At 59.4% G+C, this 19,770-nt stretch carries 20 protein-coding genes; all 20 read left to right on the top strand.

What is annotated here, in order from left to right:
- The first annotated feature begins 35 nt into the window (after positions 1 to 35).
- The 20 genes from FJ979_RS02060 (at position 36) to FJ979_RS01970 (ending at position 19,549) form a co-directional block, all read left to right on the top strand.
- Positions 36 to 830 (top strand): hypothetical protein, encoded by a 795-nt coding sequence (locus FJ979_RS02060; RefSeq protein ID WP_140579909.1) that lies wholly within the window; start codon positions 36 to 38, stop codon positions 828 to 830.
- Between the two features lie 77 nt (positions 831 to 907).
- Complete coding sequence (locus FJ979_RS02055) at positions 908 to 1,321, top strand: hypothetical protein (RefSeq protein ID WP_140579908.1); 414 nt, start codon at positions 908 to 910, stop codon at positions 1,319 to 1,321.
- 240 nt (positions 1,322 to 1,561) lie between these two features.
- Complete coding sequence (locus FJ979_RS02050; RefSeq protein ID WP_140579907.1) at positions 1,562 to 6,997, top strand: phage tail tape measure protein; 5,436 nt, start codon at positions 1,562 to 1,564, stop codon at positions 6,995 to 6,997.
- Entirely contained in the window at positions 6,997 to 7,380 is a 384-nt protein-coding gene (locus FJ979_RS32400; protein ID WP_181176982.1) for a hypothetical protein, read from the top strand. The genes FJ979_RS02050 and FJ979_RS32400 overlap by 1 nt, the downstream gene beginning before the upstream one ends.
- On the top strand, positions 7,377 to 7,874 hold the full coding sequence (locus FJ979_RS02045; protein ID WP_181176981.1) for a hypothetical protein: 498 nt from the start codon (positions 7,377 to 7,379) through the stop codon (positions 7,872 to 7,874). The genes FJ979_RS32400 and FJ979_RS02045 overlap by 4 nt, the downstream gene beginning before the upstream one ends.
- Positions 7,874 to 8,389 carry an NlpC/P60 family protein gene (locus FJ979_RS02040; RefSeq protein WP_140579905.1) on the top strand — a complete coding sequence of 172 codons (516 nt, stop codon included), beginning with the start codon at positions 7,874 to 7,876 and terminating at the stop codon, positions 8,387 to 8,389. The genes FJ979_RS02045 and FJ979_RS02040 overlap by 1 nt, the downstream gene beginning before the upstream one ends.
- Complete coding sequence (locus FJ979_RS02035; protein WP_140579904.1) at positions 8,334 to 8,684, top strand: hypothetical protein; 351 nt, start codon at positions 8,334 to 8,336, stop codon at positions 8,682 to 8,684. Before FJ979_RS02040 ends, FJ979_RS02035 begins: the two co-directional genes overlap by 56 nt.
- Positions 8,674 to 9,201 carry a tail assembly protein gene (locus FJ979_RS02030; RefSeq protein ID WP_140579903.1) on the top strand — a complete coding sequence of 176 codons (528 nt, stop codon included), beginning with the start codon at positions 8,674 to 8,676 and terminating at the stop codon, positions 9,199 to 9,201. Before FJ979_RS02035 ends, FJ979_RS02030 begins: the two co-directional genes overlap by 11 nt.
- Before the next feature lie 87 nt (positions 9,202 to 9,288).
- Entirely contained in the window at positions 9,289 to 10,233 is a 945-nt protein-coding gene (locus tag FJ979_RS02025; RefSeq protein WP_210241460.1) for a hypothetical protein, read from the top strand.
- Complete coding sequence (locus FJ979_RS02020; protein ID WP_140579901.1) at positions 10,226 to 15,670, top strand: phage tail protein; 5,445 nt, start codon at positions 10,226 to 10,228, stop codon at positions 15,668 to 15,670. Before FJ979_RS02025 ends, FJ979_RS02020 begins: the two co-directional genes overlap by 8 nt.
- Entirely contained in the window at positions 15,670 to 16,071 is a 402-nt protein-coding gene (locus tag FJ979_RS02015) for a hypothetical protein (protein ID WP_140579900.1), read from the top strand. The genes FJ979_RS02020 and FJ979_RS02015 overlap by 1 nt, the downstream gene beginning before the upstream one ends.
- Before the next feature lie 71 nt (positions 16,072 to 16,142).
- The gene (locus FJ979_RS02010) at positions 16,143 to 16,436 is read left to right on the top strand and encodes a hypothetical protein (RefSeq protein ID WP_140579899.1); all 294 of its coding nucleotides are present in this window, start codon (positions 16,143 to 16,145) and stop codon (positions 16,434 to 16,436) included.
- On the top strand, positions 16,429 to 16,818 hold the full coding sequence (locus FJ979_RS02005; protein ID WP_140579898.1) for a hypothetical protein: 390 nt from the start codon (positions 16,429 to 16,431) through the stop codon (positions 16,816 to 16,818). The genes FJ979_RS02010 and FJ979_RS02005 overlap by 8 nt, the downstream gene beginning before the upstream one ends.
- 71 nt (positions 16,819 to 16,889) lie before the next feature.
- Positions 16,890 to 17,321, top strand: coding sequence for a hypothetical protein (locus FJ979_RS02000; protein ID WP_181181769.1), 432 nt, complete (start codon positions 16,890 to 16,892; stop codon positions 17,319 to 17,321).
- Positions 17,308 to 17,697, top strand: a complete 390-nt coding sequence (locus FJ979_RS01995; RefSeq protein WP_140579896.1) for a hypothetical protein — start codon at positions 17,308 to 17,310, stop codon at positions 17,695 to 17,697. Before FJ979_RS02000 ends, FJ979_RS01995 begins: the two co-directional genes overlap by 14 nt.
- Positions 17,690 to 17,869, top strand: a complete 180-nt coding sequence (locus FJ979_RS01990) for a hypothetical protein (protein WP_140579895.1) — start codon at positions 17,690 to 17,692, stop codon at positions 17,867 to 17,869. The genes FJ979_RS01995 and FJ979_RS01990 overlap by 8 nt, the downstream gene beginning before the upstream one ends.
- Positions 17,870 to 17,926: 57 nt before the next feature.
- The gene (locus FJ979_RS01985) at positions 17,927 to 18,271 is read left to right on the top strand and encodes a hypothetical protein (RefSeq protein ID WP_140579894.1); all 345 of its coding nucleotides are present in this window, start codon (positions 17,927 to 17,929) and stop codon (positions 18,269 to 18,271) included.
- 57 nt (positions 18,272 to 18,328) lie between these two features.
- Complete coding sequence (locus FJ979_RS01980; protein WP_140579893.1) at positions 18,329 to 18,562, top strand: hypothetical protein; 234 nt, start codon at positions 18,329 to 18,331, stop codon at positions 18,560 to 18,562.
- A complete protein-coding gene (locus FJ979_RS01975; protein WP_246675577.1) occupies positions 18,549 to 19,235 on the top strand; it encodes a lysozyme in 687 nt (228 codons plus the stop codon). Before FJ979_RS01980 ends, FJ979_RS01975 begins: the two co-directional genes overlap by 14 nt.
- The gene (locus FJ979_RS01970) at positions 19,235 to 19,549 is read left to right on the top strand and encodes a hypothetical protein (RefSeq protein WP_140579892.1); all 315 of its coding nucleotides are present in this window, start codon (positions 19,235 to 19,237) and stop codon (positions 19,547 to 19,549) included. The genes FJ979_RS01975 and FJ979_RS01970 overlap by 1 nt, the downstream gene beginning before the upstream one ends.
- The last annotated feature ends 221 nt before the right edge of the window (positions 19,550 to 19,770 follow it).

Genomic DNA, 19,770 nt, shown 5'->3' with positions numbered 1-19,770 from the left:
GATCATTCTGCGCCGATTTCCAAAAGGAGCACCCCATGGCCGGTAACGCCAAAACGAACAAGTTTATGCTGTCCACGGCGACCGTCATGCTCGGTCCCCTCGCTGACCTTCACCAGCTCAATCCGATGGAACATTCGATCGGCCTCGTGAAGAACTTCCAGCTGACCGGCGAAGCCCAATACACCGAACTCACGCAGGGCATCCGAAACGCCGTTGTGATGTCCGTCCGCACGGGCGAAGGCCTCAAGACTTCGTGCGAAGTCTACGAGTTCACCGCGAAGAACATCGCGTACGCCGCCGGCCTCGACGCCTCGGGCACGAGCTTCGACGTCGTGGACGAACTGTCGGCCCTGAGCGCCGAGGTGACCGCCGCTGCCTCCGACATCGTGCTGGCGGTCTCGCCGACCAAACCAATCGTGGCCGGTGACTACCTCTTCATCCAGAAGGGCCAGGACGACTACGTCCACGTCGTGAAGGTCGATGAATGGACCGAGGCGACCAAAACGGCCACGCTGGCCGCGGGCTTCGAGATCCCGACTGGAATGACCTTCCCGGTGGGCTCGCGCGTCGGCCGCCTGAAGCGTGTCGATGTCGGCGTGAACGTGACCCAGCCCGACCTGGCCTGCAAGGTCACCGGCATCCTGCCGAAGGACAACTCGCCGTTCACCATCCTTCTGCCGAAGGTGAAGGTGACGCGCGGTCTGGGCATCTCCTTCGCGTCGGACAACTTCTCGAACATGCCGTTCGAGATGCAGCCCTACCAGATGGTCACGACCGATCCCTTCTATGGGGAGTACGGCGACGGCCAGGCGATCCTCCTGGCTCGCTAATTTCCAAAACTCCGTAGAACAAAGCCTCGCCCGTGACTACATCACGGGCGAGGTTTTTCACATTTTAGGAGCACTTTATGTCCGATCTAAAGGACCGGTTCGAGCTTAATCAGAACGGTGAACCGCGTGAGATTTTCATGTCCTTCGGATTGCTCAACGAGATCACCGCCCTGATGGGCGAGCCGGCCACCGCGGCCAGCGTCTATTTCGCCCCCAAGCTTCGTGAACAAGTGCTGCTGACGGCGCTCCATGACCGCGCACCGAGCGGCAAGATCAAGGAGCGACTGGCTTCTCTTGACGATGTCGAGATCTCGGCTTCGGACATGGAAGGCCTCCTGGCATGGGAGGTGGATCATGCCATCGGTTTTTTCACACGATCTATGGATCGGGTGGTGAAGCTCAAGGGAGCTCTCGACGGTCTGCATCAGGGCGCGTCTTCACTGACTGGGTCACAGGGCTCTCCTTCGAAGAAGCAATCGTCTGGACGCTGAAGATCAAACCCAGCGATCTCCGCGAGGTCTATTGGAGCCATACCTACAAAGACCTCGTCACGATCGTCCGGCTGAACACTGAAGGAAAGGTAGCGGAACTGGGGCAGCACTTCGACAACCTGGCAACGGTCGTCTCGAAGGCTCTCGGCGGTTCCGATGATGAAACTGACGACGAGGAAGTCCAGGTGATTGAAAGCTGGGACCAACTCGCGGCGGCGTTCCAAACGCTAGGGGGTCAAGTTGGCGCTTGAGCAGAATGACATCCTGTATGACGTCGATATCGACCTGCAGGACAGTCTTCGAGAAATCGATCAGCTCCGCAACAAACTGAAAACGTTCAGTGACGACCTCGCCGTCAACTCCACGCAGGTTCAACAGAACATGCGCAAGGCGGCACAGGAATACGTCTCGTACATCAAGAAGCTTGAGAGCGAGATGGCCTCGCTGCGCAAGCAGGGCCAGGACACAGCCGCCCACGAGGCCCGCCTTTCCCAGATCCGCAATCGGCAGCGTTCGGCGCCGGCCGCCGTGGCTCGAGACTACGCCCTGGGCACCGAGCAGTCCCAGGCCAACCGTGCAGCCTTCCAGCGCGAAATTTCCGAGATGAAGTCGACCACCAACCAGCTGGTGGGCAAGTATCTCGACGAAGTCAACTCCACCTACCTCAAGGCGGTCAAGCGGTCGCTCACCAATCTGGAGAGCGAAGAGACACTGCTCCGGAACCGGATGACCGACCGCAACAACCGCGCGCGGCTGGGTGACGCTGCGTATGGTTTCCAGAAGCAGAGCGAGCGCCGGAACCTGAATGGCGGCGCCAACCAGTTTCTGTCCCAGGCTGGCATCCTCAACAATTACGCCATGGTGGGTGGCGCTTACAGCGCGGCCTTCAGCCTCGGAAACTTCATCGTCAACCTCGACGAGCAGTTCAAGCAGTTCCAGGCCATCACTGCCTCCACCAACGCCGAGATGGGGCTGATGGAGGATCGGCTCCTTTCGGTGTCGGAGAAGACCAAGTTCACTGCCAATGAGATCTCCGAAGCTGCGACCCTGATGGGCCAAGCAGGCATGTCGGCTGGGCAGGTCTCTGAGGCCATCGAACCGGTGGCCAAGCTGGCGACCGCTGCCGGCACTGAGTTGAAGGACGCCGTCGATCTCGTCACCAGCTCTCTGAACATCTTCGGTCTTCAGGCGGGCGAGGCGGGCCACCTGGCCGACGTCTTCACCGCTGCTCTGAACGAGAGCAAGCTGACGCTCGACCAGTTGTCGGCCGCCCTTCAGTACGCTGGCAACACCGCGGCAACCGTGGGTGTCAGCTACAACGAACTGACTGCTGCCGTTGGCGCGATGGCCAACGCCGGCATCAGATCCGGCTCGACCATCGGCACCGGCATGCGCCAGCTCCTGGTGGACCTGATCACACCTTCCAAGAACCTCAAGGCCGAGCTCTCCCGTCTCGGCCTGTCGCTGGAGGACATCGATCTCAAATCACACGGCCTCTCGGGCGTCCTGGAGAACCTCAAGAACGCCGGCTTCGATACGTCGAGCGCGTTCAACGGTCTCGAGGTGCGTGCCGCCGCCGCCTACACGGCACTCGCAAACAACCTGGACACGATGTCGGAGCTCCGGCAGTCCTTCCTTCTGACCAACGCTGCGGCCGAGGCGAACCAGACCCAGATGGAGTCGCTCGCCAACACGGCGAAGAACTTCGGGTCGAACCTCGGCGCCCTGGTCTACACCGCATTCCAGCCGTTCATCCGCACTCTGCAGAACACCGTTTCAACTGGGTCAAGCGTGATCGCCTGGCTCCGGGAACTTCAGCCCCTCGTGCAGATTGTCGGCACTGCGATCGCAACGCTGGTCTCGGCCGCTCTCCTGGTCAAGCTCGGCAGGCTGGTAGCGGGCCTCATTGGTCTCGGCACGGCGGCGACCGGCGCGGCAGGTGCCTTCACGGTCTTGCGCGCTGCCACTCTCGGCAACCCGATCTTCCTGGGCGCCACGATCGTGCTCGGCGTGGTGCAGGCCCTTTCGGCCTATGGCGACACGGCTGGCCGGGTGGCGAGCACGCTCGACCGGCTGAAAACCGAACAGAACGAGTATCAGGCGTCCATCGACAACACCACCGACCGGCTCACCAGCCTCACCACGACGCTGGACGACCTCTCGCAGAAGCAGAAGAGCCTGGACGCGGGCAGCGACATGCTGCGCAAGACGAAGGTCATGGAGGTGCTGTCCACCTTCCAGGAACTGACCGGAGAGATCGACGCCTCTTCGTCCTCTGTCGCTGACCTCATCAAGGCCATGCAGAACCTCAAAGCCGAGATGGTCAAGGGTCTGCCCGAACAGTTCGGCCTACTGGTCGACAAGATCGATGAGAAGACTGGACTGTTGCGTGAAGCCGCCAGTGATCAGGCGAGTGGCAATAGCTACTGGACCGCCTCCTTGGGTGCTTCTCGGCGCTTCGGCGTCGGTGGCGCAGTCGAGACCCGGGACATTCCTTCCTACAACGACAAGGTTGCCCAGGAGTTTGGCAAGGACATCGCCGACGCCTTCAAGATATCCACCAACCAGGTAACGGACCTGGACAAAGTCGACGGGCAGCGGGCCCAGGCTTTGGGGGTCATGTTGGAGCGCCTGATCCTGTCCACCGAGCGAAAGATCAAGCCGCTCGATGCCCGCAATGGCTTCATGGGTATCGGCGGCGACCTCTCCGAAGGTGAAAGCACCCAGCTCGCCACCCTGAAGAAGAACCTCGACTTCCTGAAGTCATTGCGGGAAGGCTTTGATCCAATCTCCAAATATCTGGTGCAGATCCAGGCGGAGAAAGCCGACCGCACCGTCCAGGTCTCGAAGCAGTCCGCTGCAACGCTCCAGAGCACTCCCGGCTACCAGACGGCCGACAGGCTCAAGACCGAGACCACCGGCTGGCTGTCGAGCAGGCTGGGCGAGATCATCAAATCGGATCTGCCGATCGAGCAGACGAAGGCCGCCTACGACGAGCTTCAGGCCGAGCTCGACAAGCGTATCGAGAAGATCAACGAGGGTCTCAAGGCCGCGGCCGATGAGATGCGCAAGTCCGGCGACTTCTCGGACAAGGAGATCAAGGACGCCGTCGATGGGAGCGAGCTAAAGACCAACATCGCTGGTCTCCAGGGCGAGTTCAAGAAAGGCGCCGAGGGCTCCGTCAAGGCCTTCAAGAAGTTCCAGGCCTACATGGCCGAGCAGGAGCAGAAGAACGTCGAGCGCCAGGTTGCTGCGGTCAAGAAGCAGTTGGGCGATGCTCAGAACGAACGTCAGGTCGATCTGCTTGAGAACCAGCTCTACGCCCTCGACGGCAAACTGGCCAAGCTGGAGCAGGATGCCTTTGACGCCGACCCCGACAAGAATGTCGGCGGCAACGATGCCGATCTGGAGTTGGCCAAGCGCCAGATCCGTGACGCGGCTAAGACGCGCCGTGATGATCTCGTCCAGTCGGTGATCGAGAAGCGGGCCGAGCTCGCCAAAGTCGCCAACGAGACGTTCGACGACAACCTCAACGACCAGCTGAAGCGCGTTCAGGACGAGATGAAAAATCTCGCCCAGTCGATCGATAACAACTCCACCGCGGATTACATCAAGACCGTCAAGGAGAAGCTGGACGAGCTGAACAAGAAGGCTCAGGAGCTCGCCGGCCAGATCGCCGGGATCAGCGTCTCGCAGGACTATGGCTCGTTCGCCGTGGGCGGCCTGCCTTCGGCCAGCGCCAACGACATTCAGCGCAAGATCATTGAGGCCGCGAACAAGGCCGGGATCCCGCCGCAAATCGCGCTCGCCATTGCCTCATTCGAGAGTGGCTTCAAACCAAACGCCAAGAACCCAGGCTCGACCGCCGCAGGCATCTATCAGAACACGGATGCGAACTGGGCGAGCCATGGCCTGGCGCCCGGTGACCGCAGCAGCGTCGACATGCAGATCTACGCCGGCATCCAGGACATGCTGCGTACCCAAAAGGAAATGGGCTCCACCCAGCTCTCCTTCCAGGACTATTACGGCTCGCACCTGCTCGGCCAATCTGGCTACCAGAAAGCCGTCCAGAACCCGAACGGCAACGCAGTGGCCGTCTTGGGTTCCGATGTCGTCGCGGGCAACGGCGGCAACATCACGCAGACCGCCCAGCAGTTCCTCGACATGATCATGGCCAAGGCCAGCCAGCACCTGGCCAAGGTCAAGGACATGGTGGAGAAGCCGGTCGACGCGGCCGACGATGCCCTGGATACGCAGACCAAAAACCTGACCGAAGGTGCGAGCGATGCGATGCGCTCGGCTACCGACAAGATCCAGAAGAACCAAGTCAAGGCGGCGACCAAGCTTCTCGACAGCCAGGCCAAGGCGATCGAGGCTCAGATCAACACATTGATGGTCCAGTCGTCCAAGGCGCAGGACCCGCAGGCCCTTCAGTCGATCATCGATCAGGTCAAGACCAAGTGGGCCGACATGGCGACGAAGGAGATCGACTCCTTCACCAAAGCCAATGAGGGCACCGATGGTTTCGATGAACGTCTGGCCGCCCTGAAGGAGCAACTGGAGAGCGGCCTGGGCGGCAAGATCGTCACGCTGCTCGATCGCTACCAGCAATCCATTGAGAACATGGAGTTCAAACCGCTCGAAGAGGCGCAGGCCAAGCTCTCGGCAATGCAGAACCCGCTCTATGCGAGCAAGTACACTGACTCTCAGGTCCAGGATGCGCAGCACGATGTGCAGCTCCAGCAGCAGGCCGCTCAGCAGGAGCGTCTGAACCAGCTTGAGCAGCTCCACGCCTACATCCTCCAGCAGGTAGCCGCGGCCGAGCAGCAGTATGGCGCCAACAGCCAGATCGTCCAAGCGTTGAAGGAGCGTCAGTATTCGGTCGAGCAGAGCCTGACGGGCGTACGCCGGCAGTCCACCGCCGACACCCAGGCCGCTGCCCAGGGCGAGATGACACTGAAGGATGCGATCGAGGCAGCGAACCGCGCCTGGATGCAGCGCAACGGCATCATGGATGCGAACGGCAACATGATCTCGTCGGCTCAAAAGGCCGGTGCGGCTTGGGGCCAGGCGCTCGACGGCATCGCCAACTCGATGGGCACCTTGTTCACTGACCTTGCATCAGGCTCCATGTCGGCCGGCGAGGCCTTCAAGAAGTTCGGCCTGTCCGTCGTCCAGATGCTCATGCAGATGATTGCCAAGGCGCTGGTCTTTAACATGCTGCAAGGTCTGATGGGCGGCAGCGGTGCGAGCTCCGGCATCGGCAGCTTCTTCAGCATGCTCGTTGGCGGCGCCGCCACCGGCCAGTACATCGCGGGCGTCAAGCGGTCGGCCAACGGTGAGATGATCCCCGGCGGCACCACGCCGTTTCGCGACAGCCAGCTCCGCAAAGTGATGCCTGGAGAAATGATCCTGCGTGCCTCGGCGGTCAATCAGATCGGCCGTGACTCCTTGGAGAAAGTGAACGCGCTGGGTAACCGCCGGATCTCCGCCGGGATGCCGACCCTTCCGGCCCCACAGCCGGCTGATCAGCGGCCGGTGAACGTGTGGGCGGTCCTGCCGGAAGAGAAGCCGCAGCTCGGGCCCGACGACGTCGTGGCGTACATCAGCGACGACATCCGCCGCCGTGGCGTGACCCGCTCGCTGATCAAGGCGATCAACTCTGGGAAGATATGATGCAGACCTTCGACTTTCCCTTTCACACCGTGGCGGATGAATATCCGCAGAGTTCGACCGTGATCCAGTTTGGCGGCGGCTACCAGTTCGCCACCAAGCCCAACGGGCCGGACCAGATCACCTTCAAGCTGGCCTTCAAAGCGATGTGGTTCTTCGAGAGCAGTCCTGGTGTTGTGGACGCCGTCCGCGAGCCCCAACGCAACATGCAATGCTTGCAAGACTTCTACGAGGCCCATCGGCTCTACGAGCCATTCAACTACCCACACCCGCGCCGTGGTTTGGTCAAAGTTCGTTTCTCCAAGCCGCTCCAGGTGCCCAAAGGCGTCGAGAAGGGCAACGGCCAAACCGAGCAGGTCAACGTCGAGTTCATCCTCCAGCCATGAGCGACATCAACAAACCAATCGAGCATATGACCGAGTCGCAGAAGCTGACTGCGGACGGATACGTGAACCTCTACGAGATCCAGCTCCGGACAGAGCCGGTTATTCTGCGTCTGAGCGACAGCACCACCCGCACCTGGCAGGGACAATCTTGGGAGATGTTCGGCATCCAGATCTCGGGGGAGAAACGATCGGCCGATGGTGAGGAAACCCGACCGAGGCTGCAGCTGATCAACCCGGACGGTGTGTTCAGCACGCTCGTGCGCCAGCGTCTGCTCGATCGTGCCACAGTCATTCGCTATCGGCTCCTGCGTGACCACTACGAAGGCGACGTGCAGATCTATCAGCGCCGCATGTGGTACATTTCCCGGATCGCTGATGTAACCGCCGGCCAATCAATCACCGCAGAGCTGCGGGTTATGACCGAGGGGCCAAACAGCAAGGTTCCGGCCCGCCAATTCATCCCTCCGGAGTTCCCCATGGTGAGGCTCGCCTGATGAACTATCAGCACCTTCTTGGCCGTCAATTCGTATGGGCGTCGTGTGACTGTTTCGGCTTGGTGCGCGACTTCTATCGTGACATTTTCGGCATCGAATTGCCCAATATAGCCCGTCCAGAAGACTTCTATCAGAGAGGTCTAAACCTGTTCGGCGACAACTACAAGAGCATGGGCTTTCGGGAAGTTCAGGTCCATCCGACCGAGATCAAATTCGGGGATGTTGCGGTCGCCGCAGTCGGCTCCACTTTTGGAAATCACTGCGGTGTTTTCGTTGAAAACGGACGCATTCTCCACCACCTGTACGGTGGCCTTTCAAAGGTCGACCCGTTCCGGGGAATTATGAGGAACAACTGCATCGCGATCTATCGCCATCAGGATGTTCCAAGTGTCGTCGTCACCGAGACGGAGACACGAGATCTTCGGGACTTCCTTTCGCCGAGCAAGCAGAAGCTGTTGGATGAACTTCGAGCCGCCCATTCAGGAACTCAACCAGAAGCTGACGGACGGCCCTGAGCGCGTCGGCTTCGTCCTGACGACCGGCGAGATCGTCGAGGTTGAAAACATCTGTATCCATTCGGACAACGGCTTCGAAGTGTCGGGTCAGGACCTACTCAAGTACCACGACAAGATCGCCGCAACGTGGCACACCCACCCCGGCCAGAACTCGAACCTCTCGACCAACGACTGGTACGGCTTCCGCAACTATCGCGACTGGCTTCACCTCATCATCGGTACGGACGGAGTGACTTCGTATCGCGTCGATAAGGGCCGCGTCCTGACCGATCAGAAATGGGAAAATGAAGGTTAAGGTATTCCTCCACGGATACTTCGCCAAATTCCATGAGGGCCCGATCGAGGTCGAAGCCGCCACTGTCGCCGAAGCTGTCGCCCTCGTTACTCCCCAACTCCCTGGCTTCCGTCCAAACGCCGTCCACGGCCGCCACCGTATCTCGGTGGTGGGTTGTGACAAGGTCGAAGACTTGTACCGGCCGGCCAAGGACGGGGAGATCCATCTCATTCCCCAGTTCGTAGGCGGCAAGAAGGGCGGGTTTCTCCAGATCCTGCTCGGTGTCGCACTCGTGGCGGTGGGTTGGTTTGCGGGCGTCGGCTGGCTGGTTCAAGCGGGCGCGCTCGCCTTCCTCGGTGGCGTTGCGCAGATGCTGATGCCGACCCCCAGCAGCGAAGACGACCAGAAAAAATCTCACTACCTCGGAGCCTCCGAGAACACGGTCACGATCGGGACGCGCATCCCGTTTCTGTACGGCGAGGACCTGTGCGGCGGCCATTACCTCTCCTTCGACACCGACGCAATTGTAACGGGATAACAGCACATGAAACCAACTCCCGAGAAGATGATCGAGGCGTTCAGCAAGGCAGGAGGCTTCCGACCGGCTGAGCGGATGCTTCGCAGCATGGGCTTCGACATCTCCGAGCGGACGCTCCGGCGCGCGCTGGCAAACATGCCCACAGCGGCCGATGAGCCGTTCACGGTGGATGATGGTCCGGCTGTCGACATCGAAGAGCTGCTCGAGCGCCGGATCCGGGTTTTCGAAAAGAAAAACAAGCAGCGCGAGCACGACAAGCTGATCCCGGTCAGGATCAACATCGACGGCCCGGTCGGTCTCGGCTTCATGGGTGACCCCCACGTCGACAGCGACGGCTGCAACATCAAGCTCCTGCTTCGACACACCGAAATCTTCGACGGTCGCAACGAGGGCATGTTCGGTGCTTGCCTCGGCGACATGTGGAACAACTGGTCCGGCCGTCTCGCACGTCTCTGGTCCGAGCAGACCACTGATGGGGCCGAGGCCCGCGCACTGGTCGAATATTTCCTGAACCGCGTCCACTGGATGTTCGTGATCTACGGCAACCACGACCTGTGGTCTGGCCACTCCAAGATCCTCGACCAGATGCTGGCCGGCAATGCGGGCGCCGCCCGCGACTGGCGTGCCCGTGTCGGCCTGCGCTTCCCAAACGGTCGCAAGCTGGGCATCTACGCCGCGCACGGCTTCCCCGGCAATTCCATGTACCTGAAGAATTTCGGCGCCGTGAAGAAGGCGCTGTTCGACGGTCAGCACGACATCTACGTCTCTGGTCACATTCACTCGGCCGGCTACACGCTGGGAGCTCATCCCGGCGCCGAGCGCGCTTTCCACGCGGTCCAGGTCGGCACCTACAAGGAAATCGACAGCTTCGGCGATGCGATCGGCGCGGAGAACCTCAATCTCTACACCTGCCCGGTGGCGCTGATCGACCCGTACGCGACTTCACCCTTGAACTTTATCCGTTGGGAGTTCGACCCCGAGCAAGCGGTCGATCGTCTCGCGTGGATGCGTAAGCGGTGGGCCAATGCGTAAGTTTGCAGGCAGCGGCTTTGGTGGCGGTGGGGCGAGCAATAGTCCCGACAGCTATTTCACCGACGATATCGTCGAAGTGGTTCTGGCCGTCTCCGAAGGCAAGATCAAGGGTCTGAAGGACAACAGCGCCAAGAACTTCTACATTGGCGAAACCCCGCTGCTCAACGCAAACGGAAGCCCCAATTTTCAGGATTTTGAGCTCGACGTGAATGTGGGGTCACCGCAGGGCGAGCTCATCGTCTTGTCGCTGGGTGGCCAGGCCACCAGCACGACCGTCAGTAGCAGTCTCGCGCAGAATGTTGGCGTCACCAGACAGGGCTCGCAAGTCGACATCGACTGGCTGGAGCTCCGTCTCGTCATCAATCAACTCCTGCGTTCAAATGAGGACGGGACGAGCGCCCGAGATCTCGATGTGAGGATCGAGATCAAGCCGTCCGACGAAGCAACTTGGCAGCTTCCAGTCCTGTATGCCGAGATCGGAACGACGACCCAGCAGTATGAGAACAGTCTGAAGGTCGTCCACCGCGGTGACATCGTATCGGCCATGACCGCCGGCCGTACTCAGGTGATCTACAACCAACCTGCCGAGCCGGACCCGACCTCCGAAGAGCGTGCCCTGGCGCCCGCCTATGGCAACCGCGTGTGGTGGATCAATTCGGCCGCGGGTGAGTTCCACCCGAAGTTCTATTCGAATGAGGAGTTCTATGTTCCTGACGGTCTCACCGTTGACGCCACGGTCGGTCGGGAGAGCGCCACCTTCGAGGATGCGAACTACATCGCCCTGATCGACCCAACCCGGTCGGACATCAAGCGCACCATCTATTTCTGGACGTCTGGCACGCCCGCCAGCCCCCGGGTCGGTGACCTTTGGTACAATCCGGCCTCCGCCCGCTTATTGTGGTTCAATGGCGCTGCCTGGGTCACGTCGCTTCCGGCAAAGGGCACTTATGACCCCACCGCCGGCAACAAGATCATTTCCCAGAATGGCGTTCTTCATGTCAACGAGAAGATCACCTCGAACGCCGTCAAGGAAGTGCGGATCAAGGTCGACCGTATCGGCGTCCCGTACGACATCCGCGTCACCAAGCTGACGACGGACAGCGACGATCTCGAAGACGATCGCACCGACGTCTCCTGGGAGAGCTTCCAGGAGGTGAAGGCAGAGCCGCTGCTGTTCCCGAACCTGGCAACCATCCGTCTGAAGGGCAGGGCCAGCGATCAGTTCTCCAGCCTGCCGACGTTTCAGGGCGTCTACGAAGGACGGATCGTCAAGGTGCCCTCGAACTACGACCCAGTGGCTCGCACCTACGCAGGCATCTGGGACGGCACCTGGAAGCAGGCCTACAGCAATAACCCTGCCTTCGTCGGCTACGACATGGTCGAGAACGACGTCTATGGCATGAGCTCCACCTATCCGATCACGCTCGATCCTTTCGACGTCTATGAGGCGGGCCAGTGGTGCGATATCCGGCTCCCCAACGGCAAGCCCCAATTCACCTTCAACCAGCTGATCAAAGACCCCCAATCGCCGCGCGAGCTGGCCACCTACATTTTCGGTGTGTTCGGTGGTCGCTTCTTTGACGACGGCAACGGCTACGGCCGGCTGCGCCTGGACAACGGCCAAGCGCCGGCAGTCCATCTGTTCGCCAAGGAGAACGTCAAAAACGGCATCTTCAAGTATTCCTATACGGAAATCGAAAGCCGCATCAACGACTACACGGTTGCCTTCAAAAACCCGGCGCTCTTCTACGCCCAAGACCAGCGGCGTGTCAGGTCCCAGCCGGCGATCGACGCGTACGGGCGTGCTCCCGACGATTTCATCGCGGTAGGTTGTAACAACGCCGACGAGGCCATCTTCCGGGCAACGGTCAAGCTGCTGACTGATCAGACCGAAGTGGAAACGGTCACGTTCGAGACGGCGCGCGAGGGTCTCTATCTCGAGCCTTACGAGATCATCCTTGTCTCCGACGACACCATGGATGACGTCATCACCGGCCGCATCACAGGCACTGATGGCAGTCAGCTTATTTTCTTGCGGGACAACGTCTTCTTGGAAGACGGCTTCGACCACGAGATCGTCATCAACCTGAACCAGTTTGAGCTCGCAACCTTGCCGATCGACGTGGCGTCGGTTGGCCACGCGACAAAGGTGCTCAAGGTCACCGAGCAGCTGCCAAGCGGCATTCCTACCCAGGCAGTCTTTTCTATCGGCCTGAACGCAAAGCCTTACCGGGTTCTCACGATCGGTGAGGGTGGTGAGGGGGAAGGGGACAGCGAGAGCGTTACCATCAGCGCGATCGAGGTGAACCGGACGAAGTATCCCACCGCCGCCGAGTCACCAGGCTCAGTCGTCGTCGATATTCCCGAGTTCCCGACCGATCTCTCGGCCGTCACCAACGCGCGTGTGACACCCTTCTCGGAGGTCCGCAACGGTCGCCCTGTCCAAAATCTGCGTGTCGAATGGGATCCACACCCCAACAAATTCGTGCGGACCTATTCGATCAGCTCGCGTTTCAACGACGACCAGTGGCAGTTCAACGGCGAGGTGAAGACACCCCGGTTTGAGCTCTACGACGTCAAGCAGGGCCGCTACCTCTTCTCGATCCAAGCGCTGGCATTGACCGGTCAAAAATCCGTCATCGGCTATGCGGACATCGACCTCAGTGGCGAGGTCCGTGCGGTCGCCCCGATCAAGAACCTGACGCTCACCAACCAGTCTGGGGTCGACGGCGCGCTGCATCTGTTCGACGATGTCCATGCTGATCTGCAGTGGGAGCCTGGGGAGAGTGACCCCGCGCTCGCCTCTTACCGTGTGCAGATCTTCAACGACAGCGAAGTGCTCCTGCGAACGGTGTTCGTCAGCGCTCCGGCCTTCTCGTACACGACCGCGATGATCCGCGCCGACGCGGCCACGCGCCAGTTGCGCGTGGCGGTCACCGCCTACGATCTCTTCGGCAACAACTCGGCCCCAGTCTCTTTCCTGATCAAGAACCCCGCTCCGGCAGCACCCCTGGTGGCGGCCGACCGTGGTTTCGGATCGGTTTCCTTCTCCTGGCCGATCGACGGCCTGGTCGACTATGTGGGCGCCCTGATCTGGCTCTCAAACACGCCGGGGATAGATCCGACCTCTCATGCTCCCAGCATGGACATCAACAGCAACACTCTGTCGGTGGCGGTCCCGAGCATGAGTGTCTGCTACGCCGTGGTCGCTCTCTACGACACGATGGGCAAGACCGAACTGAATTACAGTCAGGAGGTCTTAGCTCAATCCTATCAGACGGTGGACATCGAACCCCCGGCTGACCCGACTGGCCTTGCGCTGTCCTCTCGCCTGGAGACGGTCGAGGGCGTCGTGCAGCGCATGATCCTGACAGCTGGCCTGAACGCGGCGGCCGACCAGGACTTCGCCTACTTCGATTTCGAGATCAAGCAGAACGCCGGCAACTGGGTGAGCTTCACCTCCAGTACGCCCACGTTCGAGTGGACCGTGCTTCCGCTCCAGACCTACAAGGTTCGTGCGTCTGCGGTCGACCAGTTCGGCAACCGCTCCGGCACCACCGCGGAAGAGACTTTGGTCACGCCCGAGTGCCCTGAACTCGCGGATCTGATCAACGGTGGCTCAGTCTCGATCGAAGGCGGCAAGGTCCGCGTCCAGGGCGACACCATGTTGTCGGACTGGCGCAACCCTGGCGATCTGACGACGATCGACGGCAACAAGCTGGGGACCGGAACCGTCACAGCTGACAAGGGCATCTTCGGCCAGCGTGGTCTTCAGGTCGAGGACATCATCTTCGACTACAACAGCCCGAGCACCAACATGGTGTCGTGGACCTCTGGCGTCGTGCGCTACACCGGCGACGACGGCAACACAGCCACGCGCAATATCGCGGCCGGCAACGCCACCTGGGCGACGAGCACCCTCTTCATTTGCTTCATGAAGGGCGCCACGACGCTTACGGCCACCACAGACCCTCTGACGGCCTTCGATCACGACGCGATCGTGGTTGCGACCTACAAAGGGGGAAAGTCCCTGGATGGCACCTACGGGCGCACGATCATCGACGGTGGTCAGCTGAAGACCGGCACGGTCATCGCCGACCAGGCGCGGGTCAACGCGATCGACTCCGATGCCATCCAAACCGACGCCATCAAGTCCCGGCACATCCAGGCAGGCTCAGTCACAGCCCGCGAGATGTTGATCACCAATTTCGACAATCTGAATTCTGATCCGTATTTTGCCAGTCAAAATGCCTGGGCAATACTACACCCCAGCGCCAGCTTTAGATTGAATGTTGGCAACATTGGCTACAATAGCAGTGGAACTGATTTGTTGATGCCGGCGCAAACGTCGGGAAATATTGCGATTAGCCAGTGGATATCTGTTGACCCAGGAGAAAATTACGAAATATCCGGCGTTATGCGTATGGGCACCGCCGGCACTATTGGCAATCTGCGTATGTATTGTCAGTGGGTTAAAGCAGATAAAACGACTATAATCACCAATACCATTCTTCCAGTATGGAGTATCGCAGACACTGGTCACACGTTGAGGTCGGTGTCTGCGAATGCTCCTGTAGGTGCATCGTTTGCTCGTCTTGTTTTTGACACCAACGGTGGCGCCGCACCAGACACCGCTTACGTGTGTGAGTACGGGTCTCTTAGAAAACGATATGGCGGAAGCTTGATCGTTGATGGCGGGATCCAGGCACAGCATCTTCAGGTAGGCACGGGCGGAAACTGGCTTGACAATGCTGATCTCAGTGCCGGATTGACCAATTGGGCACTAAGCCGCACCTCGGCGACTGTCGGTGCTGCCATACGAACTGACGGTTATGCACCTCCGGGTGGAGCGCTTCAGATATACACGGCTGTTGGGTCAGCAGCGGCTGACTATGGTTATTTTGTAGCGACCGATGCAGTTGGAGCGACTAAATATTTCCCGGTCATTCCAGGAAAGAAGTATCAACTTTCAGCATACTTCTATACGATCCGAACAAAGAACTTTGGCATTTTACGTTTTTACAATGCTGACGGAGTAGCTATTCTAGATAGCAATATCTCTAGCGGTGGTCCAGACAATGGACTGGCAAACTACAACCTTGGTCTATATCGTCGTGAATTTGTTATTGCTACGGCTCCAGCCGGCGCCGTAAAAGCTCTTGTAATTCTTGGCTCCTTGCCAAAAGTTGCCGGCACGGACTGTTATTGTTGGCTCGCTCGCCCCTTCTTTGGTGAGGCGACCGACAACCAGACCCAGCCGTCGCCATGGAGCGTTGGTGGTGCCACGTTGATTGGTCCCGGCAGCATTGAGACCAACTCGTTGTCCGCGATCAGCGCCAACGTCGGCCTTGTGACGGTCGGTGAGATCCGCTCGTCAGACGGCAAGCAAAGCTGGAGCCTGACCAATGGGCGCCTTCTCATGTCGGATAACACCTGATGTCGAACAGAGTTCTTCTCGGCAAGATCGGCGCCAACTACAAGCTGCTGATCGCGAAACCCAGTTATGATGTGACCACTGCTGTCAAGAACGAGCAGCTGGCTTTCAGCAGTGATTGGAACGAGGCGGGCAACATTCTGCAAGTCGGTCAAATCAATCTGACAGCCTCCAATTATGTCCGCCTCCCTCTTCCGTTCTACAACACAAGCCTGTCTTGTCTAGCCATGGCTAAGAAGGGAGGTCTATTTTATCCACTGAATGTTCTCCGGTGCATCATGCTTACGGACGAAACAAACCACAGTGTCGTGTTGCAGAGCTCCTACGGGTCGGTGACATTCTCCCTTGGGAATAGTGGCGCTTCTGACATCGTTTATTACGCGATCATGGGAAACCAATTTTGAGCAACAGACTTTGCCTGGGAAACAGAGGCTCGGACATTGGACTATTCATCTCGAAGCCGGGGGTCAACGTCATGACCGCAGCCGACTCCGACTTGCTGTTCTCGACGAATTTTCAGGCGTTCCAGTTTGTTCAGACGGGTCGCTTGACAATCCCGTCAGGCAAGGAGGTAACCATCACGACGCCGAACCTCGGCTTTTTTCCAATGATTATGATTTTTCCAAAGGTTACGGGGTTCAATGCTCAGTATACGTCTATTATATGGGCTCAATATTTGAGCTTCACCTCGATCAAGCTCCACTGCGACGTCTCTATCTCGAACGACGGAACGATGACCTATGCGGTATTAAGGATCCCAGTTGGCTAACAGGGTTCTTCTCACAGCAAGCGGCCTGAAGGTATCGAAACCCGGTTTCAACGTGATGACCGTGACCGGCAAGGATCTGCTGTTCGACAGCGATTTCGGTCAGGGTCCGGTTCATTCAAAGGGGTCGGTTGTATTCCAATCAAATATCAATCAGATAAATTACGGAAAAACGTTCGTGAACATGCCGATGATTATGTTCTCGTGCGTGGAGACGACAGGGCCGAATGATTATATCGGCCTCTACATCAACGATTTTGTTCTTTCTGCCTCTCCAACCAATGCTTCAGCATGGGTTCGGGTGAACGCCAGCAATTTCCAATACTCCGGCCCACTTAAACAGGGAATGGTCATGAAATATATCATCTGGGATCTGGATCTATGATTGTTGAATACGACGAAAAGGGTCAAATCACCCACATCATTTCCGACCCGGTTCATGAAACCGTTCTGGAGATGATGCTTGCCAAGGAGAGTGGCGTGCTGAACCTGCCGCCCCTTCCAACGCCTCTGGAGCATGAAAAGGACTGGGACACCGGTGAGCTTCGTTATAACGAAGACGGCTCGCCGAAGATGGTGTCGAACGGAAAGATCAGCCAGAACTGTGACATCCTGACGGACTATGTCGCGAACCCCGGCGATGACCATGTCACTCCCCGGCCGGTTCTGGATCTGCCGGATGAGATCTCGATCATCGCCGATGGCGTCGACATCAAGACGCTTTCCATTCCGGATCCCTGTGACGTCCGTCTCGACGGCGAGCCGATGACGCTCACCGGCGGCACGCTCGAACTCTCCTCCGACATGCCGGCCGAATACACGCTGGAGCTCCTCCAGTGGCCCTACATTGCCAAAACCATCAAGGTGACTGCCCATGCTCCTGAGTAAGAACCTGACGCCTCTGCGCGCCGCCGCCGTGGAGAAGATCGACAACTCAGCCGGCGAGGTGCGCAAACTGTTCATCACATCGGTACCGGGCCAGGAGATGGTCTATCAGCAGAAGCGCGTCGAGGCCGAGCTGCTGATGGCGCAACTCGACATCTCCCCATCCGAGATCCCACACATAACCGCCGAGGCGGCCCTGAACGGCATCACGCCTTATGACCAGGCGGTGATCGTGCTGACCATGTCCGAGCAGTGGACGGCGATTTCGGCGCAGATCGAGACCATGCGGTTGGCAGCAAAGGCCGCAGTCGCACAGGCCACCAATCCTGCTGCGATCGAACAGGCGTCGAACGTTGATTGGTCGGCGTTTTATGCCTAAACGCAACAAAGGGATCATTGCCTACGGCACCGACGAGGACCGTGCGAAGCTCGCGGTGCTCTCCAGCCTGACTGGCAAGACCGCGTCCGACTGGATCATCCAGGAGGTCCGGAGACAGTACGCCGCGGCCTTCGCCGACACGCCTCCTGAACGCATCATTGCGCAGCAGTAGCGACAAACAATCCCTTGCCTTCAGCCCTATATTGCCGGGAGCGTTTAAGGGAACACCATGTCCACAGAAGAGCTCAAAGGGGTCGTCATCAACGGCAAGGTCATCTCGGCCATTGTCGGATGTGTCTCCATTATCGGCGTGCTCTTCAGCGCTGTCGGCTACGTGACCTATCAGGGCTTCGTGCTGACCCAGGCCAAGGAAGACATCGCCAAGCTGGACGCGAAGGTGGACACCCAGGTGGCCAAGCTCCAGGCTCAGCTCGAAGCTTCCAACCAGCAGACTCGCCAGGACTACAAAATGATCCTCGACAAGGTTGAGGCCATGACCGGCGAGATGACCAAGCTGACGATCGCAGTTGGTAACGTCCAGTACAAGCAGGACAACACGCCCTCGAAACCGTGATGCACAGCGCAGCACAACAGGCCGAACAATGACGGCCTTCGGTCCCATATAGGGGCCATGAAGAAGTGGCTACACCCTGACTGGAAGAAGAAGCTGCGACACGCGTGGAGCAACCGCTTCCTTGCGGTTGCCGGCATCCTCGCTGGCATGCAGGCCATGCTCCCGTATCTGCCGGCCTTCCTGACGCTCTCACCGCAGGTGATGGGCATTCTCACGGGTCTGGTCGTGGCCGGGGCCTTCATCAGCAGTGTTTTTGTCAGCCAGAAGGTTTTTCGCAATGCCGATCAATAAAATCGTGGCGACCAAGCGTGGAAAAGCCGCCGTCCTCGCTGCCCTCATTTTCGCAGGCGCCTCCGGCTGGCAGGCCGTCGATCAGCCTACGCCGGCGTACACGCCGCCTGCCGTTGTCCAGATGGTCCGTCCGGCCGTCGTGGCGCCTGCACTCACGCCCGAGAAGCTGATCCACCAACAGGTCGCGGCCGGCAAAGTCCCTCCGGCCGTCAAGCTGGCGGTCGAGGAGATGATCATGCCCTGGGAAGGGCTGCGCCTGACCGCGTATCTGGACACCCTCCCGAAGAAGCCTGTGTGGACCGTCTGCCATGGCGAGACCCTCAACATCAAGAAGGGGATGAAGTTCACGCGCGAGCAGTGCGTGGCCATGCTGATCAAGCGCGTCACCCACGACTACTATCTGCCGCTGGTCGACGGCGTGAAGGACTACGCGGTCGCTCCGGTGTCGGTACAGGCCTCACTGCTCTCAGGCGCCTACAACTACGGCGTCAAGGCCGCGAAGAACTCGACCGGCGCGGACTGGATCAGCAAACACAACTACCTCCGGGCCTGTTCCGCTCTGACCGCCTTCAACAAGGCCGGGGGTGTGCGTCTCGACGGTCTCGTCAACCGGCGTGAGAACGGGGACAAGAACCGCAAGGGCGAGGCCGAAATCTGCGTGAGTGGTCTCTGATGCCTGCCTGGTTGCAACTGCTCCTGCTCCGCGCCGGCATCTGTGTCGGCGTGTTCCTGGCCGGCTTTGGCTCCGGCTGGATGAAGTTCGAGAAGGCGGCCGAGATCGCCGCCCTCAAGAGCAAGGTCACGCAGCTGCAAACCAACGTCGCGATCCTCGAAGCCGACTCCAGCCAGGCTGTCGTCGATGCCGGGAAGCTCGCCCAATACGACAAGAACGCAAAGGAGCAGCGTGATGCGATCACGCCTAAGAAGCGCACTACCTGTTTTGACGGTGATGATGCTGACCGGGTGCGCAACCTCTGGAAAGGTTGAACTCCCCCCGATCCCAGAGGATCTCCGGACCTGCTTCGACACAATGGTCGGTCCGTTTCCAGAGGGGAAGCCGATCGACGACCTCATGGTCTTCGACAAGATCGACCAGTTCATCCGGTCGGACAGGACCAAGTCCAGCTGCGGGAAGCGACTTATCGCCATCATTGACGCGGCCGGTGACCCCAAAGCTCTGGCTAAACTGTTGCGTGAGAGCAGGGCGC

This window comes from Mesorhizobium sp. B1-1-6, assembly GCF_006443035.1.
GTDB lineage: Bacteria > Pseudomonadota > Alphaproteobacteria > Rhizobiales > Rhizobiaceae > Mesorhizobium.
The sequence above is the reverse complement of the archived record's forward strand: the minus strand, read 5'-3'. Positions and strand labels throughout refer to the sequence as shown.

Bases quoted from the DNA above. Each gene is read 5' to 3' on its own strand.
- FJ979_RS01985 (WP_140579894.1), top strand. From the start codon at position 17,927: ATGTCCACAGAAGAGCTCAAAGGGGTCGTCATCAACGGCAAGGTCATC.
- FJ979_RS02060 (WP_140579909.1), top strand. From the start codon at position 36: ATGGCCGGTAACGCCAAAACGAACAAGTTTATGCTGTCCACGGCGACC.
- FJ979_RS02055 (WP_140579908.1), top strand. From the start codon at position 908: ATGTCCGATCTAAAGGACCGGTTCGAGCTTAATCAGAACGGTGAACCG.
- FJ979_RS01970 (WP_140579892.1), top strand. From the start codon at position 19,235: ATGCCTGCCTGGTTGCAACTGCTCCTGCTCCGCGCCGGCATCTGTGTC.
- FJ979_RS01975 (WP_246675577.1), top strand. From the start codon at position 18,549: ATGCCGATCAATAAAATCGTGGCGACCAAGCGTGGAAAAGCCGCCGTC.
- FJ979_RS01995 (WP_140579896.1), top strand. From the start codon at position 17,308: ATGCTCCTGAGTAAGAACCTGACGCCTCTGCGCGCCGCCGCCGTGGAG.
- FJ979_RS02040 (WP_140579905.1), top strand. From the start codon at position 7,874: ATGAACTATCAGCACCTTCTTGGCCGTCAATTCGTATGGGCGTCGTGT.
- FJ979_RS02010 (WP_140579899.1), top strand. From the start codon at position 16,143: ATGACCGCAGCCGACTCCGACTTGCTGTTCTCGACGAATTTTCAGGCG.
- FJ979_RS01990 (WP_140579895.1), top strand. From the start codon at position 17,690: ATGCCTAAACGCAACAAAGGGATCATTGCCTACGGCACCGACGAGGAC.
- FJ979_RS02030 (WP_140579903.1), top strand. From the start codon at position 8,674: ATGAAGGTTAAGGTATTCCTCCACGGATACTTCGCCAAATTCCATGAG.
- FJ979_RS01980 (WP_140579893.1), top strand. From the start codon at position 18,329: ATGAAGAAGTGGCTACACCCTGACTGGAAGAAGAAGCTGCGACACGCG.
- FJ979_RS32400 (WP_181176982.1), top strand. From the start codon at position 6,997: ATGCAGACCTTCGACTTTCCCTTTCACACCGTGGCGGATGAATATCCG.
- FJ979_RS02015 (WP_140579900.1), top strand. From the start codon at position 15,670: ATGTCGAACAGAGTTCTTCTCGGCAAGATCGGCGCCAACTACAAGCTG.
- FJ979_RS02000 (WP_181181769.1), top strand. From the start codon at position 16,890: ATGATGCTTGCCAAGGAGAGTGGCGTGCTGAACCTGCCGCCCCTTCCA.
- FJ979_RS02025 (WP_210241460.1), top strand. From the start codon at position 9,289: ATGGGCTTCGACATCTCCGAGCGGACGCTCCGGCGCGCGCTGGCAAAC.
- FJ979_RS02045 (WP_181176981.1), top strand. From the start codon at position 7,377: ATGAGCGACATCAACAAACCAATCGAGCATATGACCGAGTCGCAGAAG.
- FJ979_RS02035 (WP_140579904.1), top strand. From the start codon at position 8,334: ATGAACTTCGAGCCGCCCATTCAGGAACTCAACCAGAAGCTGACGGAC.
- FJ979_RS02020 (WP_140579901.1), top strand. From the start codon at position 10,226: ATGCGTAAGTTTGCAGGCAGCGGCTTTGGTGGCGGTGGGGCGAGCAAT.